The sequence below is a fragment of the Pantoea sp. USHLN256 genome, assembly GCF_037149875.1.
Taxonomy (GTDB): domain Bacteria; phylum Pseudomonadota; class Gammaproteobacteria; order Enterobacterales; family Enterobacteriaceae; genus Pantoea; species Pantoea nemavictus.
This window is the reverse complement of record NZ_JBBCQO010000004.1, coordinates 224,665-241,141: the sequence shown is the minus strand read 5'-3', so window position 1 is coordinate 241,141 and position 16,477 is coordinate 224,665. Positions and strand designations below refer to the sequence as shown.

Genomic DNA, 16,477 nt, shown 5'->3' with positions numbered 1-16,477 from the left:
GCGTGAAATGCCCGCAGGCGGCACAGAATGCGAGCCTGAGCGATTGCACCGGGCGGCAATTTAAGGCATAAAGCCAAAAAACCTTCTGACCCGAGCAAAGGACATCGCTGTGCATTATCAACCGAAAAGCGATCTGCTGGAAAATCGCATTATCCTCGTCACTGGCGCTTCCGACGGCATTGGCCGTGAAGCGGCGCTGACTTATGCGCGTTATGGCGCGCGCGTCATTCTGTTGGGACGCAATCCGCAGACGCTGCAGCAAACCGAACAGGCCATTAATCAATTGAACAAGCAGCCTGCTGCCTCACTGTTATTGGATCTTGCCGACGCCACGCCCGCAAGCTGTCAACAGTTGGCCGAACAGGTCGCTGCGTTGGTACCGCGCCTGGATGGCGTGCTGCACAATGCCGGCATTCTCGGTGAGATTGTGCCGCTGGAGGAGCTTGATCCTCAAATCTGGCGTGATGTGATGCAGATTAACCTTGATGCCACCTTCTATTTAACCCAGGCGCTGCTGCCGCTGCTGTTGAAATCGGATGCGGGTTCGCTGGTCTTTACCACGTCAAGCGTGGGTCGCATTGGACGTGCCGGCTGGGGCGCTTATGCGGTTTCAAAATTTGCGACTGAAGGCATGATGCAGGTGTTGGCCGATGAATATAAAAATCGTCATCTGCGAGTCAACTGCATTAATCCTGGCGGCACACGCACCAAAATGCGGGCCAGTGCCTTCCCGGAAGAAGATGCGAACTTGCTTAAAACACCGGCTGATTTAATGCCGTTGTATCTCTATTTAATGGGCGACGACAGTCGTCGTAAAACGGGCACCAGCTTTGATGCGCAGCCGGGACGCAAAGCGGGGCCGGCAACCGCATGAGCGATCGCCATCAGCAGCGCCAGCAACGCCTCAAAGAACAGGTTGATGCCCGTATCGCCGCCGCCACCGAGACGCGCGGCATATTGATGGTGTTCACCGGCAACGGTAAAGGTAAAACTACCGCCGCCTTTGGCACCGCACTGCGCGCCTGCGGGCACGGTAAAAAAGTGGCGGCGGTACAGTTTATTAAAGGCGAATGGCCAAATGGAGAACGCAACTTACTGGAGCAGCACGGCGTCGCATTTCAGGTGATGTCCACCGGGTTTACCTGGGATACGCAAAACCGCGAGACCGACACTGCCGCTTGCCAGCTGGTGTGGCAGCAGGCGCGACGCATGTTAGCGGATGAAAGCATCGATCTGGTGATCCTCGATGAAATCACCTACATGGTGAGCATGGATTATCTGGATTTAGATGAATTGGTGCAGGCGCTAGCACAACGTCCCGCGCAGCAGAGCGTGATCGTAACTGGCCGTGGTTGCCATCGTAGATTGCTGGATCTGGCGGATACCGTGACGGAAATGCGTCCGGTGAAACATGCGTTTGATGCGGGAATTCAGGCACAGCAAGGAATTGATTGGTAATAGACTGACGCCGCAGAACGCGGCGTCAGTCATCGCATCAGGAACCGCGTTTAGTAGTATTGCGACGCGGATTGTTGCTCGCCACACCGTGACGTTTTACCGCACGACGAATCTGGTTAGCCTTGGTGCGACGACGATCTTTCTCAACCGCCACTTTGGTCACGGTCTCTTCCGGCATACTGACTAAAGTACGCAGATAGTTTACCGCCGGTAACTCCATCTCAATCCAGCCGCCGCGTGGCAGGCCTTTTGGCAATTGGATGTCACCGTAGCGCACACGCATCAGGCGGCTCACCTGCACGCCAACCGCTTCCCACAGACGACGCACTTCGCGGTTGCGTCCTTCCGTCAGCGTCACGTTATACCACTGGTTAATACCTTCACCGCCAGCAAACTTGATCGTTTTAAAGGAAGCGGGACCATCTTCCAACTGCACGCCTTTACTCAGCTGACGGATTTTGTCGTCATCCACTTCACCAAACACACGCACCGCATATTCACGCTCAACTTCGCGGCTTGGATGCATCAGGCGATTGGCCAGTTCACCATCGGTGGTGAACAGCATCAGGCCGCAGGTATTCACATCCAGACGACCAACGGCAATCCAGCGTGAACCACGCAGACGCGGCAGACGATCAAAGACGGTTGGACGCCCTTCTGGATCGTTGCGTGTGCAGAGTTCACCTTCCGGTTTGTAATACGCCAACACGCGGCAGACTTCGGTCGCCGATTCAGCGATGGAAACCAGATGACCATCAATACGGATTTTCAGTGATTTATCACTTTCGATGCGATCGCCAAGCGTCGCCAGTTTGCCGTCAACGCTAACGCGTCCGGCTGAAATCATGGTTTCGATTTCGCGACGCGAACCGTGACCGGCGCGCGCTAAAACTTTCTGTAATTTTTCGCTCATGGAGCCTCGTTGTCGCCTTCCCAGGCGTCGTGGTAAGAAGAGGTGCGATACAGGGATTACCAATTCCCATATCAGAATCTGTTACCGCTGTGCATCGCTTATGCAATCTCAGGCGGCCCGCGATTTTACACTAACGCAAGTTTTGTTAACACCTTTTCCTTTGCTGCCGATAATAGTTGGCCTGACAAAAACGCCCCTTGCCGTGCCAGTGGATGAAACATTCAGCAGATTGATAGATCTCCTCCATTGCTATCCCGCGCATCGCCGCCAAGTGTCTGAATTATTTTCATTTGCTCCTAACCTCCTGTGCCCTATAAATGCATCAATATTAGCTGCATGATACATTAGCGTCATGCAAGACTAAGTGGATAGCAGAGCTCGCCACGCTTCTGGAATACTACAAACGTTAAATCCAGATAAAAACAACAAAACAGCACAAAACTCCAAGTAACAGACTTAAATGGGTTTCAATCTAATATCAAATCTAAATTTATAGCGTATTGGCTCTAAAGGTTGGATTAAGTCTGTATTTTTGTATTTATTGATTAAGATTAAATTTGATGAATTGTTCTGATAAAAAAACTGTGTAAAATTTAAGCCTGAAATCCAGTGTGTCGCATTTATAAAAAATCTTACGCTTACGAATCACCTTCGTTTTGCTAACAAGTCATTAACGAACACTGTGTAATTTCACTGATAATATAAACCGGCGCGTGCGGGAATTAACGCGTTTATTCATTTATGGAATGAATTTAATTCGCATGTCGAAAGTCTTCACCAGGGATTTTAGTGACATGCTTTAATGAAGATCACTACCATGAAAACCTCTCTGCTTTGGCCTGCGTTTGCGGCGCTGGCACTGAGCGGTTGTTCTGTGGGCCATACTGAGTACAGCCGTACTGCGATGCAACACGTTGATATGAGCGTGACAGGCATCCCGACTGTATTAGGTTTGGGCATCCTCGGCACAACCATTCCTCTGACGCCAGAATATAGTCTGACAGCGGCTCACGTAGCGAAAACCGCCGTTCAACGCGTGAAGGCTTATCACCCTTATTGCGACGTCGCGATTATCTATCATAAAAACAGTCCGGAAACGCTGGCTAAATTCCGCAGCGGCGCTGTGGGCGAACCGATTAAGATGTACGGTTATAGCTTTATTTCCGCCATGCCGGTGGAATCGAGCGGCGTTAATTTGGCGCGCACGGCTATCACCAATAAGTGGAATAAAAAACCCTGCATGGCAATGGCATCCAATGCGGGCGTAGTGCAAGGTATGTCAGGTGGTGCGGTATATAATGCTGACCAAACTATTGGTGGTGTTATTGTCGGTTACAGTCACGAAATTTCAAATGTGCGTAGTAAGAAAGTCATCTTAAAAGATGTCTCTCTGTATATTCCGTACGGAGATTTTAAAACATGGCTGCAATCAAATATCGGTCAGACGCTGAACGCCACGCCTGACCATGCATGATTACTGGAACGGGCGCGTGTCACCGACGCCTTCACGCACCACCACCGGCGCATCGCTGGTGAGATCGATCACCGTAGTCGGCTGCTGTCCCAGCGTGCCACCATCGATGATCAGATCCACCAGCTTGCCAATGCTGTATTGAATCTCTTCGGGATCGGACTCCGTAAAATCGTTGCCCGGCAACATCAGTGAAGTCGACATCATCGGCTCATTCAAACGCTCCAGCAGCGCTAGCGCCACGGGATTTGATGGCACGCGCAGCCCGATGGTTTTACGTTTGTCATTCATCAATCGACGCGGCACCTCTTTTGTCGCCTTCAAAATGAAGGTGTAGTTGCCTGGCGTATTGTTTTTCAGGATACGAAACGCAGAGTTATCCACCTGCGCATAAGTCGACAGTTCTGACAGATCGCGACACATCAACGTAAAGTTGTGATTACCATCCAGTTGTCGAATACGACAAATGCGCTCCATGGCATTTTTCTCTTCCAGCCGACAGCCCAGCGCGTAGCCAGAATCGGTTGGGTACACAATCACGCTGCCTTTATTCAGATAATCGACCGCCTGATTAACCAGGCGCGGCTGCGGATTGTCGGGATGAATGTGAAAGTATTGACTCATAAAAACCTCATATCACCTGTCTGCAACAGCAACGCTGGGCGCCAACTCCGGGAACCGTTCCCAAACCGGCTCTACGCCACCCGGTAGCCATAATTTACGTCCCAGCTCTATCCACGGACAAGGTTGGTGAAAATCTGATCCTTGCGACCCTGCTAACTGATTATCGCGCGCATAGGTGGCCAACTGCGTGCGCTCGTTCGGCGCTTGCTGGCACTGCGCGACTTCCATCGCGTCACCGCCCACTTCAGCAAAATGCGCAATCAGCCGCTTTAACCATTTCGCCGACAAGCCATAACGACCTGGGTGCGCTAAAACGGCATAGCCGCCAGAATGATGAATGGCATCAATGGCTTGTTTAATTGTACACCATTGCGGAGGCACGTAGCCGGTTTTCCCGCGCGCCAGATAATTCTTGAAGACCTGCGCCATATTGTCGGCTTTGCCGATTTCTACCAGATAACGGGCAAAATGGCCGCGAGTAATCAGGCCACCCTGCGCCAAACGCTGCGCGCCAGCCAGCGCATCGGGAATACGCGCGCGCTCAAGGCGTTCGGCAATCTGCTGTGCACGGTCGAGGCGACACTGATGCTGATGCGCAAGAAATGCTGTCAGCGCGGGGTGCTGGCAATCCACATTCAGCCCCACAATATGGATTTCGTGATTTTCCCATAAGGTGGAGGCTTCTAAACCAGCCAGCACGCGGACAGGCAGATCCAGGGTCACTGCCGCTGCCTGCGCCTCTGCTATCCCCGCCACCGTGTCGTGATCGGTAATAGCCAGCACACCGACTTTCATTTCAACTGCCCGTTGCACCAGCGCGGTAGGCGTCAAAAGGCCGTCTGAAGCCAACGTGTGGCTATGTAAATCGTAAAGGGGAAAACGAGCAATGTCTGACAAGAGAACTCCAGCAACGGCATAAACTGGCAGGCATGATAACGATTTTGCCTTGGGCTGAAAAAGGGTATTGACTTTTTTCGCCCGAACCAGTTAACTAGTACACAAGTTCACACGTAACGGGTATTTAATCATGGCTATTTTGGGTACGCATTTAACTGGTTGGTGGCGCGATGATCCCTTTAACGGGCGACGTCGTCGTGCACAACTTGCGTAACCGCTGTGCAGATACCTGAGCCCGCCACCGAGCGGGCTTTTTTTTGAGCGAAATTCAGAGAATCCATTATGGCTATTGCGAAACCTACATTGAAGTTGATAACCGGTACCGCGCCCTACCGCGAAGATCCGGCCGCAGTGTTTCATCAGTTATGCGGCGCACGTCCAGCAACTCTGCTGCTTGAATCTGCGGATATCGACAGCAAACAAAACCTGAAAAGTCTGCTCATCGTCGATAGCGCGCTGCGCGTCAGTGCGCTGGGCAATGTCGTTACCCTCAAAGCGTTATCCGAAAATGGTCGCGCTATCTTGCCGCTGCTGGATGAAGCGCTGCCATCTGACGTACGTATTGAAGTGCGTCCTGATGGCCGCGAGCTGCATTTCACTCAGCCACAGGGTCTACAAGATGAAGATTCACGCCTGAAAGCACTCTCAGTATTTGATGCCCTGCGCCTGATTCCGCAGCTGGTTAACAGCCCAGAAGAAGAGCGCGAAGCGATGTTGCTGGGTGGCCTTTTTGCCTATGACTTAGTGGCGGGATTTGAAGATCTGCCAGAACTGCGCAACGAACAGCGCTGCCCGGATTACTGCTTCTATCTGGCTGAAACCTTATTGGTGATCGACCACCAGCAGCGCAGCGCGCGCCTGCAGGCCAGTTTGTTCACTCCATCTACCAGCGAGTTCCAGCGTCTGCAAGGCCGCATTGAACAACTGCGCGGTCAAATGACCCAGGCGGCGCCCGCACTGCCCGTTCAGCGCGTCGAGCAGATGGCGCTGAGCACCAGCCAGAGCGACGAAGAGTATTGCAGCGTAGTGCGTGAGATGCAGGAAGCGATTCGCATCGGTGAAATCTTCCAGGTGGTACCTTCACGTCGCTTCTCGCTGCCGTGCCCTTCACCATTGGCCGCATATGACACGCTGAAAAACAGCAACCCGAGTCCTTACATGTTCTTTATGCAGGACCAGGATTTCGCCCTGTTTGGCGCGTCGCCGGAAAGCTCGCTGAAATATGACGCTACCTCGCGTCAGATTGAAATCTACCCGATTGCCGGTACGCGCCCTCGCGGTCGCCATGCCGATGGATCGCTGGACCGCGATCTCGACAGCCGTATCGAACTTGAAATGCGTACCGACCATAAAGAGATGGCGGAGCACCTGATGCTGGTCGATTTAGCGCGCAACGATTTGGCACGCATCTGTGTACCCGGTAGCCGCTACGTTGCTGATCTGACGAAGGTTGACCGCTACTCGTTTGTGATGCATTTGGTGTCACGCGTGGTGGGCACGCTGCGTGAAGACCTTGATGTGCTGCACGCCTATCGCGCCTGCATGAACATGGGCACGCTGAGCGGCGCGCCGAAAGTGCGCGCAATGCAGCTAATCGCCGAGAAAGAAGGCACACGTCGCGGCAGCTACGGCGGCGCCGTGGGTTACTTCACGGCCAACGGCGACCTCGATACCTGCATCGTGATCCGTTCCGCCTGGGTCGAAGACGGCGTGGCTACCGTGCAAGCCGGTGCCGGTGTGGTACTCGATTCTCAGCCTCAGGCCGAAGCGGACGAGAGCCGCAACAAAGCGCGTGCGGTATTACGTGCCATCGCAACAGCCCATCACTGCAAGGAGATTTTCTGATGGCCGATATCCTGCTGCTCGATAACATCGACTCCTTTACTTATAACCTCGTTGATCAGCTGCGTACCTTCGGCCATAACGTGGTGATTTATCGCAACAATGTGCCCGCTGACGTACTGATCGAACGCCTGCAGCAGATGGAAAATCCGATTCTGATGCTGTCGCCAGGTCCGGGCGCCCCGAAAGATGCCGGTTGCATGCCCGACCTGCTGCAAGCGCTGCGCGGTCGTCTGCCGATTATCGGTATTTGTCTCGGTCATCAGGCAATCGTTGAAGCTTATGGCGGTCATGTTGGCCAGGCTGGCGAAATCCTGCACGGAAAAGCGTCTTCTATTACGCATGACGGCGAAGGCATGTTTGCCGGACTCAGCAATCCACTGCCAGTGGCACGCTATCACTCGCTGGTAGGCAGTAATACGCCCGCAGAGTTAACCGTTAACGCCAGCTACAACGGCATGGTGATGGCCGTACGCCATGATGCCGACCGGGTATGTGGCTTCCAGTTCCACCCCGAATCCATTCTCACCACTCAGGGCGCGCGTTTATTAGAACAGACGTTGGCCTGGGCGCTGGCGAAATAATAGGGAGATTATGATGCAAACTATTCTGGAAAAACTTTACCAATCAGAAACCCTCAGCCAGGGAGAGAGCCACCAGCTGTTTAGCGCCATTATTAAAGGCCAGTTGGAGCCGACACAGCTCGCTGCCGCGTTGATTGCCATGAAAGTGCGTGGCGAGCGTCCCGAGGAAATTGCCGGTGCCGCTTCCGCACTGCTGGAAGACGCTAAGCCGTTTCCGCGCCCGGATTACACCTTTGCCGATATCGTCGGTACCGGCGGCGACGGCATTAATAGCATTAATATTTCCACCGCCAGCGCCTTTGTCGCGGCGACCTGCGGCTTAAAAGTGGCGAAACACGGCAACCGCAGCGTCTCGAGTAAATCGGGATCTTCCGATCTGCTGGCGGCGTTTGGCATCAATCTGGATATGCCGGCAGAGCAAGCACGCAAGGCGCTGGACGATCTCAACGTCTGTTTTCTGTTTGCACCGCAGTATCACAGCGGTTTTCGTCACGCCATGCCGGTACGTCAACAGTTGAAGACGCGCACGCTGTTCAACGTACTGGGTCCACTGATTAATCCCGCGCGTCCACCGCTGGCAGTGATTGGCGTATACAGCCCGGAATTGGTTTTACCGATTGCACAAACGCTGAAAGTGTTGGGTTACCAGCGCGCGGCGGTGGTACACGGTGGCGGAATGGATGAAGTTGCATTGCACAGCCCTACTCAAGTGGCAGAGCTGCGCGATGGTGAAATCACCGGATATCAGCTGACACCCGAAGACTTTGGTTTTGGTTTCCACGATAAAGAAGCGCTGGCGGGCGGCACCCCGGAAGAAAACCGTGACATTCTGACCCGTTTACTCCAGGGTAAAGGCCAGCCCGCCCATGAGCAGGCCGTTGCGGTGAACGTCGCAATGTTGCTGAAAGTATTCGGAAATGAAGATTTGCGCGACAACGCACAGCGTGCCATCGCTGCCATTCGCAGCGGACAGGCTTATGAACGCGTTGTTGCTCTGGCAGCGAGAGGATGAGATGAGTATTAAGGGCACTGTTTTAGAGAAAATCGTACAAGACAAAGCCGTTTGGGTTGAAGCGCGTCAGGCTCAGCAGCCGCTGGCAACCTTCCAGAACGATTTGCAACCTGCGGCACGTCATTTTTACGATGCGTTGCGTGGCTCGCGCACCGTATTCATCCTGGAATGCAAAAAAGCCTCCCCCTCTAAAGGGCTAATTCGCGAGGACTTCGATCCCGCGACCATCGCTGGGGTTTATCGTCATTACGCTTCTGCGGTTTCGGTGTTAACCGATGAAAAATACTTTCAGGGCGATTTTGCGTTCCTGCCGATCGTCAGCGCCGCCATCACTCAACCGGTACTGTGCAAAGACTTTATCATCGATCCTTATCAGATTTACTTAGCACGCCATTATCAGGCGGATGCCATTCTGCTGATGTTATCGGTACTGGACGATGAACAGTATCGTCAACTCGCCGCCGTGGCACACAGCCTGAAAATGGGCGTGCTGACCGAAGTGAGTAATGAAGAAGAGCTGGAGCGCGCCATTGCGCTGGAAGCCAAAGTGGTTGGGATTAACAACCGCGACCTGCGTGACCTGTCTATCGACCTGAACCGCACACGTCAGCTGGCGCCGCGCCTCGGCCATGGCGTCACCGTGATCAGTGAATCGGGCATTCATAACTATGCGCAAGTGCGAGAATTGAGTCATTTTGCCAATGGTTTCCTGATTGGATCCGCATTGATGGAAGAAGCTAACCTAACCGCTGGCGTGCGTCGCGTGCTGCTGGGTGATAATAAGGTTTGCGGTTTAACCCGCGCCGAAGATGCGCTTGCTGCGCACGAAGCCGGCGCCATTTACGGTGGGCTGATCTTCGCCGAAGGCTCGCCGCGTAAAATCAGCAGTCAACAGGCACAAGAGTTGCAGGCTGCCGCTCCGCTGAAGTATGTGGGTGTGTTCCGCAATAGCAGCATAAGTGACATTGTCACCAAAGCCACGACATTAACACTGGCGGCGGTTCAACTGCACGGCGATGAAGACCAGGCGTTCGTCGCGGAACTGCGTCAGGCGTTGCCAGCAGAAATAAAAATCTGGAAAGCATTGAGCATCAAAGATCACTTACCTGCACGCGACTGGCCACATGTTGATCGCTACGTGTTAGATAACGGCCAGGGCGGTACCGGCCAGCGTTTCGATTGGTCCCTGCTGCAAGGCCAGGATTTGAGCAACGTGCTGCTGGCCGGTGGCCTAAGCGCAGATAACTGTGTTGAAGCCGCGCAGCAAGGCTGTGCCGGCCTTGATTTCAACTCCGGCGTAGAGTCTGCGCCAGGCATTAAAGATGCCAGCAAAGTCGCGGCGGTATTCCGCACGCTGCGCGCCTATTAATTTCGCTTGCCCGCCAGCGTGCGGGCCGAATAAGGAAGATGAAGAAATGACCACGTTATTGAATCCCTATTTTGGCGAGTTTGGCGGCCAATATGTGCCGCAAATCCTGATGCCAGCCCTGCGCCAGCTGGAAAACGCCTTTGTTGAAGCACAGCGCGATCCTGAATTTCAGGCCGAGTTTACTGACCTGCTGAAGAACTACGCAGGACGCCCAACTGCGTTAACGCTGTGCAGCAACCTGACCAAAGGTACTAAAACCCGCCTGTATTTGAAGCGTGAAGATCTGCTGCACGGCGGCGCGCACAAAACCAACCAGGTGCTCGGTCAGGCGCTGTTGGCCAAGCGTATGGGCAAAAATGAGATTATCGCCGAAACCGGCGCAGGTCAGCACGGCGTGGCCTCGGCGTTAGCCTGCGCACTGCTCGGTATGAAATGCCGCATCTATATGGGCGCGAAAGATGTCGAACGTCAGTCACCCAACGTATTCCGTATGCGTTTGATGGGCGCAGAAGTGATTCCGGTACATAGCGGCTCCGCTACGCTGAAAGATGCCTGTAATGAAGCGCTGCGCGACTGGTCTGGCAGCTATGAAACCGCGCACTATATGCTCGGCACTGCGGCTGGCCCACATCCGTTCCCAACCATTGTGCGTGAATTCCAGCGCATGATTGGCGAAGAGACGAAAGCGCAGATTCTGGAGCGCGAAGGTCGTTTGCCAGATGCGGTGTTAGCCTGCGTAGGCGGCGGTTCGAACGCTATCGGCATGTTTGCTGACTTTATCGAAGAAGAGAGTGTGGGTCTGATCGGCGTTGAGCCCGCTGGTCACGGCATTGAAACCGGTGAACACGGTGCGCCACTGAAACATGGTCGCGTAGGCATCTACTTCGGGATGAAAGCACCGATGATGCAGACCGAAGAGGGTCAGATTGAAGAGTCTTACTCGATTTCTGCGGGTCTGGACTTCCCATCAGTCGGTCCACAGCACGCGCATCTGAACAGCATCGGCCGCGCTGAATATGTCTCAATTACTGATGACGAAGCGCTGAGCGCCTTTAAAGAGCTGTGTCGCGCGGAAGGGATTATCCCTGCGCTCGAATCCTCACACGCGCTGGCACACGCACTGAAAATGATTCGTGAGAATCCGGAAAAAGAGCAGCTACTGGTGGTTAACCTCTCCGGTCGCGGCGACAAAGACATCTTCACCGTTCACGATATTTTGAAAGCCAAGGGAGAGATCTGATGGAGCGTTATAACCAGCTGTTTCAACGTCTGTCGGCGCAGCAAGAAGGCGCGTTTGTCCCCTTCGTCACCCTCGGCGATCCTTCACCTGAACTGTCGCTGAAAATTATTGATACCTTAGTGGCAGGTGGTGCTGATGCGTTAGAGCTCGGCATCCCGTTCTCAGATCCGCTGGCCGATGGCCCTACCATTCAGGGGGCAACGCTACGCGCCTTTGCTTCGGGCACCACCGTGGCGCAGTGTTTTGAAATGCTCGCGACCGTTCGTCAGAAATACCCCGATTTGCCAATTGGCCTGCTGATGTATGCCAATCTGGTGTTCAGCAAAGGTATTGACAACTTTTATGCACAGTGTGAAGCGGTGGGTGTCGATTCGGTGCTGGTTGCTGACGTGCCGCTGGAAGAGTCCGCGCCGTTCCGTCAGGCCGCGATGCGCCATAATGTGGCACCGATCTTTATCTGTCCGCCAAATGCCGACGATGAGCTGCTGCGTGAGATCGCTGCACAGGGTCGCGGTTATACCTATCTGCTGTCTCGGGCCGGTGTAACCGGTTCGGAAAATCGCGCCAGCCTGCCGCTGCATCACCTGATTGAAAAGTTACGTGAGTTCAATGCTGCGCCGCCGCTGCAGGGCTTTGGCATCTCTGAACCCGGCCAGGTAAAAGAGGCGATTGCTGCAGGCGCGGCCGGTGCGATTTCGGGTTCTGCGATTGTGAAGATCATTGAGCGTAACCAGAATGATCCGACCACGCTGCTTAGCGAACTGAAAGCTTTTGTTAGCAACCTGAAAGCAGCCACCCGCTAAAAATCCTTCAAGGCCTTTTTCGCCGACGCGGATAAGGCCTTTATTATCGTCACCAACCTTTCTCCCCTCATTTTCTCTGGCACTCTCAGCCTTCCCTGCCCCCGCAATCACTATGATTGGATCAATAAGTGGCAAAAATCAGAAATTTTTCATCTTTTCACTCACGGCGATTTGCCGATTTCGCAACGCCAGACCACAATTAACTGCGCCGCCCCATTGCGGCGAAACATCATCTAAGACAGGGAGATAACCAATGAATTTTTTTAAAGTCGTTGCAGGAATTATGATGGCTGCAGTAATGGCGCTGACACTTAGCGCATGTGCTCCAACAGCAACCAAAGAAGGCACAGGCGGATACATCGACGATACCGTTGTAACCACCAAGGTTAAGGCTCAGCTTTTGAATGACGAAGCGCTGAAATCCACCGAGATCAACGTGGAAACCTTTAAGGGTAAAGTGCAGCTGAGTGGTTTTGTCAGTTCACCGCAGATGGCTAATCGCGCAGTTTCTGTTACGCGTAGCGTGGCTGGCGTGAAATCTGTGGTCAACAATATGCAGATTAAATAACACAACGGGCGACCTTTTGGTCGCCCGCTTCCTTTCTAAACGTAAGTTAGAAACGATATCCCGCGCCGAAGAAGAACACCCACGGATCGATTCGTGTGTTGATGTTCTGCTGCTCACCGTTCGCTTTGAATTTCACTTCTGTATCAATGTCCATGTACCACAGCGATGCATTCAGCATCCAGTCGCGGTTGATTTGATAATCCAGCCCCACCTGTCCCGCCATGCCCCATGAATCTTTGACGCTCAGATCGCTTAAACCGGCATCCTCGCCCGTCTGATTGAATTTGGCATCATAGAAAGTGGTGTAGTTAATACCGACGCCCACATATGGACGCGCTTTGCTTTTACTGTCGAGGAAATAATACTGCGCCATTAGTGTTGGTGGCAGCTGGCGCACGGTAGCCAGATTACCGGTAGCACCGAGGCCGACTTTATGACGGAACGGCGTGGCTGCCAGCAGCTCAACGCCGATGTTATCCGTTGCCATATAAGTAAAGGTCAACCCCAGCTGCGTATCGTTGCTGACGTTAAAGCCGCCCATACCCAGCACATTATCAGAGCCTTCGGTCGGACGTACGGTGGCGCTACCCGCGCGCATAAAAAAATCACCCGCTTCATGAGCCAGTGCCAGTTGTGGGATTGCCAGGGCTATCAGCAGTGCACATTTTGCCAGTTTCATCATCACTCCTTTGCGAAAAAGTAGGGTCTCAAAATTATTTGCGGCCCAAGATCTACCTCTTTTTAGCTAAAAGATCATCTGCATCATTTCAAATTAACTACTTAAAAAACAATGGATTGATTCAGATCAATTTTGGCCCTGCGCGGTGAATTTGTAATCATGCTGTGAAGGTTTCAAACTGAAATGAGTTTGCATTTTCAGCTTAGGATGAGCGCGGCATCCGTTAGCAACCCCAACATGCTGCGCATTTACTGCGTTTTTTCACCCTTCTTTACCAGACATGACAGAAAGTTATCGCAATGCGGGTGCCAGCACGCCAGTAGAACATGTACAATCGCCGGGTTAATTAATCCGGTTCTTTCAAGGAGTTTACATGTCTATCACGGCAAGCTCGTTATACCGTGACACAGGAAATTTTTTGCGCCATCAGTTGGTTACTATTTTACTGCTGGCGCTGCTGACATCGTTCATTACTGTGATCGTCGGCCACGCGTTAACGCCAGGTGAAGACCAGTTATCATTGTTGAGCCAGTCCGATGACAGCGCATCATCGCTGTTTGAGCTGGTACAAAATATGTCGCCGGATCAGCAACGTATTCTGCTGCGCGCTTCTGCTGCAGGCACATTTGCCGCGTTGATTGGTAACACGCTGCTGCTGGGCGGCATGCTAATGCTGATCCCGATGGTGTCAGGCGGACAACGCGTCAGCGCGCTGCGCGCTATCGGTGCTTCAGCACCCATGCTGCCAAAGCTGCTGCTGCAAACTTTCCTGATCACCCTGCTGGTGCAACTGGGCTTTATGGTGCTGATGGTGCCAGGCGTAATTCTGGCGATTCTGTTTTCGCTGGCGCCAGTGATTCTTGCTAATGAGAAGCTCGGTGTAATAGGTGCCATGCGCGCTAGCATGCGCCTCGCCTGGAAGAATATTAAGGTGATTGCGCCTGCGATTGTGTTATGGCTGCTGGCGAAGATTGTGTTGATGTTCTTCTTTTCATCGCTGACGGTACTGCCCGCTAACATCGCCTCCGTGGTATTGAATGCGCTGGGTAATCTGGTCTCTGCTGTGCTGATTATTTATCTGTACCGGCTGTATATGCTGTTACGTTAATCGTTATGGCGCTCATTTGAGCGCCATAACTGTACGCTCCTGCCCTAATTGGAAACGCTATGAAGCAGTTACTCGATTTTCTTCCCCTGGTGGTTTTCTTCATCTTCTACAAGCTGTACGACATCTTTGTGGCCTCCGGCGCGCTAATTGTCGCCACCGGCTTGGCGCTGGTCGTCAGTTGGGTGCTTTACCGCAAGCTGGAAAAGATGACCATTTTCACCTTTGTGCTGGTTGCGGTATTTGGCACGCTGACGTTGGTGTTCCATAACGATGAGTTCATCAAATGGAAAGTGACGGTCATTTATTCTCTGTTCGCGGTGGCGCTGCTATATAGCCAGTGGTTTATGAAGCAGCCGCTGATTCAAACCATGTTGGGTAAAGAGCTGCAGCTGCCATCAGGCGTCTGGCGTAACCTCAACGTTGCCTGGGCCATCTTCTTCCTCGCCTGCGGCCTGGCAAATATTTATGTTGCATTTTGGTTATCGCAAGAGTTTTGGGTTAACTTTAAGGTGTTTGGTCTGACCGGCCTGACTCTACTCTTCACCCTGTTAAGCGGCGTTTATATCTGGCGACAGATGCCGCAACAAGAACAAAAATAATAACACTCCGCCCGACATCGTCGGGCTTCTCTTCACCTGCAGAAGAACTGAGCAATGGACGAAAAACATAAGTCGCCGCAAGGCGAAATGGTGTTGCGTACCCTGGCAATGCCGGCGGATACCAATGCCAACGGTGACATCTTTGGTGGTTGGCTGATGTCGCAGATGGACATGGGTGGCGCGATTAAGGCCAAAGAAATTGCCGAAGGTCGGGTAGTCACCGTGCGCGTGGATGGAATGACCTTCCTGAAGCCGGTGGCGGTTGGTGATGTAGTGAGCTGTTACGCCCGCTGCATTCGCACCGGCAACAGCTCAATGACCATAAATGTAGAAGTATGGATTAAGAAAGTCTCGTCCGAACCCATCGGTCAAACGTACTGCGCAACTGAAGCCGTGTTTGTTTACGTGGCGGTCGACAATACCGGTCAATCGCGCCCGTTGCCGCCCGGCAGAAGTAATTTGAGTGATCTATAACGCTGAAAAAGCGGTCAGTTGACCGCTTTTTTTTGCCCATTCTCTGCCTACGCTTATTCGATATTGGCGCCGCCATTGATGCGGAACACGATATTCATCGTTAAATTCTTGCCAGGACGCCCCGGCTGATAGCGCCATTTCTTCATCGCCTGCTTAACCTCCCGCTCGAACATATTGCGCGGTTCGGCAGAGAGGATCTCGACGTTATCAACACGTCCATCGCTATCCACATCAAACTGTACACGCACACGCCCTTCAACCCGGAGCGCAAATGCACGCGCTGGGTACGCAGGCTTGCTGACGTTCATTGCCTTCGGCCCATCGGAAACGCTGGGGGTCGCGGTCGGATTGGCTTTTGGCGCGGTAGTTGGGCGCGTTTGCGTGGTTGGCGCTTCCTGTTTCACCGGATTTTCCTGCGGCTTCACTTCCTGACGCGGTTTTGGCTCCGGCTTCTTCTCAACCTTTGGCTTCGGTTTAGGCTTAGGCTTCGGCTTGGGTTCCGGTTTAGGAATCGGCACCGGCTCAACCTTAGGTGGCTCAGGCGCAACTTCTGGCTCCGGCTCAGGTTCTGGCGGCGGTGGCATCACCTCCGCTGGAGCGGGCTCGGGTTGCACTTCAGGCGCCACCAGCGAAACGCTGATGGGTTGCGATGCTTTTGGAACTTCAATTACCTGATGAAACGATGCATAGAGAATGCCAGCAATCAACGAACCGTGAAGTACCACGGATAAAATTACAGCGATGGGGGTACGTGTAGGCAAAGGCGTAGTCAACGTGGTCATATCATTCATGTTCATTGAGTGAAGCGCAGATTTTAAATGCAAATAGCAATCAGT

General features: G+C 53.1%; 16 protein-coding genes, 2 pseudogenes and 1 other annotated feature. Of the genes and pseudogenes, 13 read left to right on the top strand and 5 right to left on the bottom strand.

Going from position 1 to position 16,477, the window contains the following annotated elements; genetic code table 11:
- Positions 1–109: 109 nt before the first annotated feature.
- On the top strand, positions 110–874 hold the full coding sequence (locus WFL93_RS12885) for a YciK family oxidoreductase (protein WP_336778291.1): 765 nt from the start codon (positions 110–112) through the stop codon (positions 872–874).
- The gene (gene cobO / locus WFL93_RS12880; protein WP_336778290.1) at positions 871–1,458 is read left to right on the top strand and encodes a cob(I)yrinic acid a,c-diamide adenosyltransferase; all 588 of its coding nucleotides are present in this window, start codon (positions 871–873) and stop codon (positions 1,456–1,458) included. The genes WFL93_RS12885 and cobO overlap by 4 nt, the downstream gene beginning before the upstream one ends.
- Before the next feature lie 37 nt (positions 1,459–1,495).
- Here the strand turns inward: cobO and rluB are convergent, their stop codons facing one another.
- The gene (rluB, locus tag WFL93_RS12875; protein ID WP_336778289.1) at positions 1,496–2,371 is read right to left on the bottom strand and encodes a 23S rRNA pseudouridine(2605) synthase RluB; all 876 of its coding nucleotides are present in this window, start codon (positions 2,369–2,371) and stop codon (positions 1,496–1,498) included.
- An 817-nt stretch (positions 2,372–3,188) separates the two neighbouring features.
- On the opposite strand from rluB, the gene WFL93_RS12870 reads away from it, so the two are divergent.
- Positions 3,189–3,845 (top strand): serine protease, encoded by a 657-nt coding sequence (locus WFL93_RS12870; protein ID WP_336778288.1) that lies wholly within the window; start codon positions 3,189–3,191, stop codon positions 3,843–3,845.
- Here WFL93_RS12870 and WFL93_RS12865 read toward each other — a convergent pair whose 3' ends face one another.
- Together WFL93_RS12865 and rnm are read right to left on the bottom strand one after the other, a co-directional pair.
- Positions 3,846–4,466 (bottom strand): L-threonylcarbamoyladenylate synthase, encoded by a 621-nt coding sequence (locus tag WFL93_RS12865; RefSeq protein ID WP_007892417.1) that lies wholly within the window; start codon positions 4,464–4,466, stop codon positions 3,846–3,848.
- 12 nt (positions 4,467–4,478) lie between these two features.
- Positions 4,479–5,363: an RNase RNM gene (gene rnm / locus WFL93_RS12860; protein ID WP_336778287.1), complete on the bottom strand. Its 885-nt coding sequence runs from the start codon at positions 5,361–5,363 to the stop codon at positions 4,479–4,481.
- Positions 5,364–5,517: 154 nt separating this feature from the next.
- Positions 5,518–5,622 (top strand) — a sequence feature (Trp leader region).
- 23 nt (positions 5,623–5,645) lie between these two features.
- Between rnm and WFL93_RS12855 the strand changes: the two genes are divergently transcribed.
- The 6 genes and pseudogenes from WFL93_RS12855 (at position 5,646) to WFL93_RS12830 (ending at position 12,781) form a co-directional block, all read left to right on the top strand.
- Positions 5,646–7,208, top strand: a complete 1,563-nt coding sequence (locus WFL93_RS12855) for an anthranilate synthase component 1 (RefSeq protein ID WP_007892415.1) — start codon at positions 5,646–5,648, stop codon at positions 7,206–7,208.
- Positions 7,208–8,801 (top strand): annotated as a pseudogene (gene trpD, locus WFL93_RS12850) (bifunctional anthranilate synthase glutamate amidotransferase component TrpG/anthranilate phosphoribosyltransferase TrpD). The gene WFL93_RS12855 and the pseudogene trpD overlap by 1 nt, the downstream one beginning before the upstream one ends.
- A 1-nt stretch (position 8,802) precedes the next feature.
- Positions 8,803–10,170, top strand: a complete 1,368-nt coding sequence (trpCF, locus tag WFL93_RS12845; protein ID WP_442955891.1) for a bifunctional indole-3-glycerol-phosphate synthase TrpC/phosphoribosylanthranilate isomerase TrpF — start codon at positions 8,803–8,805, stop codon at positions 10,168–10,170.
- A gap of 46 nt (positions 10,171–10,216) precedes the next feature.
- The gene (trpB, locus tag WFL93_RS12840; protein ID WP_007892408.1) at positions 10,217–11,410 is read left to right on the top strand and encodes a tryptophan synthase subunit beta; all 1,194 of its coding nucleotides are present in this window, start codon (positions 10,217–10,219) and stop codon (positions 11,408–11,410) included.
- Positions 11,410–12,213: a tryptophan synthase subunit alpha gene (trpA, locus tag WFL93_RS12835; protein WP_336778286.1), complete on the top strand. Its 804-nt coding sequence runs from the start codon at positions 11,410–11,412 to the stop codon at positions 12,211–12,213. The genes trpB and trpA overlap by 1 nt, the downstream gene beginning before the upstream one ends.
- A 253-nt stretch (positions 12,214–12,466) precedes the next feature.
- Positions 12,467–12,781 carry a BON domain-containing protein gene (locus WFL93_RS12830; protein WP_007892406.1) on the top strand — a complete coding sequence of 105 codons (315 nt, stop codon included), beginning with the start codon at positions 12,467–12,469 and terminating at the stop codon, positions 12,779–12,781.
- Positions 12,782–12,827: 46 nt separating this feature from the next.
- Here the strand turns inward: WFL93_RS12830 and ompW are convergent, their stop codons facing one another.
- Positions 12,828–13,463 carry an outer membrane protein OmpW gene (ompW, locus tag WFL93_RS12825; RefSeq protein WP_162830416.1) on the bottom strand — a complete coding sequence of 212 codons (636 nt, stop codon included), beginning with the start codon at positions 13,461–13,463 and terminating at the stop codon, positions 12,828–12,830.
- A 250-nt stretch (positions 13,464–13,713) separates the two neighbouring features.
- Here ompW and WFL93_RS12820 point away from each other — a divergent pair.
- The 4 genes and pseudogenes from WFL93_RS12820 to yciA all read left to right on the top strand — a co-directional run.
- A pseudogene (locus WFL93_RS12820) lies at positions 13,714–13,806 on the top strand (YkgJ family cysteine cluster protein); the annotation flags it as partial.
- A 27-nt stretch (positions 13,807–13,833) separates the two neighbouring features.
- Positions 13,834–14,568 carry a YciC family protein gene (locus tag WFL93_RS12815; RefSeq protein WP_049852189.1) on the top strand — a complete coding sequence of 245 codons (735 nt, stop codon included), beginning with the start codon at positions 13,834–13,836 and terminating at the stop codon, positions 14,566–14,568.
- A 59-nt stretch (positions 14,569–14,627) separates the two neighbouring features.
- A complete protein-coding gene (locus tag WFL93_RS12810; RefSeq protein WP_007892400.1) occupies positions 14,628–15,167 on the top strand; it encodes a septation protein A in 540 nt (179 codons plus the stop codon).
- A gap of 54 nt (positions 15,168–15,221) precedes the next feature.
- Positions 15,222–15,641 carry an acyl-CoA thioester hydrolase YciA gene (yciA, locus tag WFL93_RS12805; protein WP_007892397.1) on the top strand — a complete coding sequence of 140 codons (420 nt, stop codon included), beginning with the start codon at positions 15,222–15,224 and terminating at the stop codon, positions 15,639–15,641.
- A 53-nt stretch (positions 15,642–15,694) separates the two neighbouring features.
- On the opposite strand, the gene tonB is transcribed toward yciA, so the two are convergent.
- Entirely contained in the window at positions 15,695–16,423 is a 729-nt protein-coding gene (tonB, locus tag WFL93_RS12800) for a TonB system transport protein TonB (RefSeq protein ID WP_336778285.1), read from the bottom strand.
- Positions 16,424–16,477 lie beyond the last annotated feature (54 nt).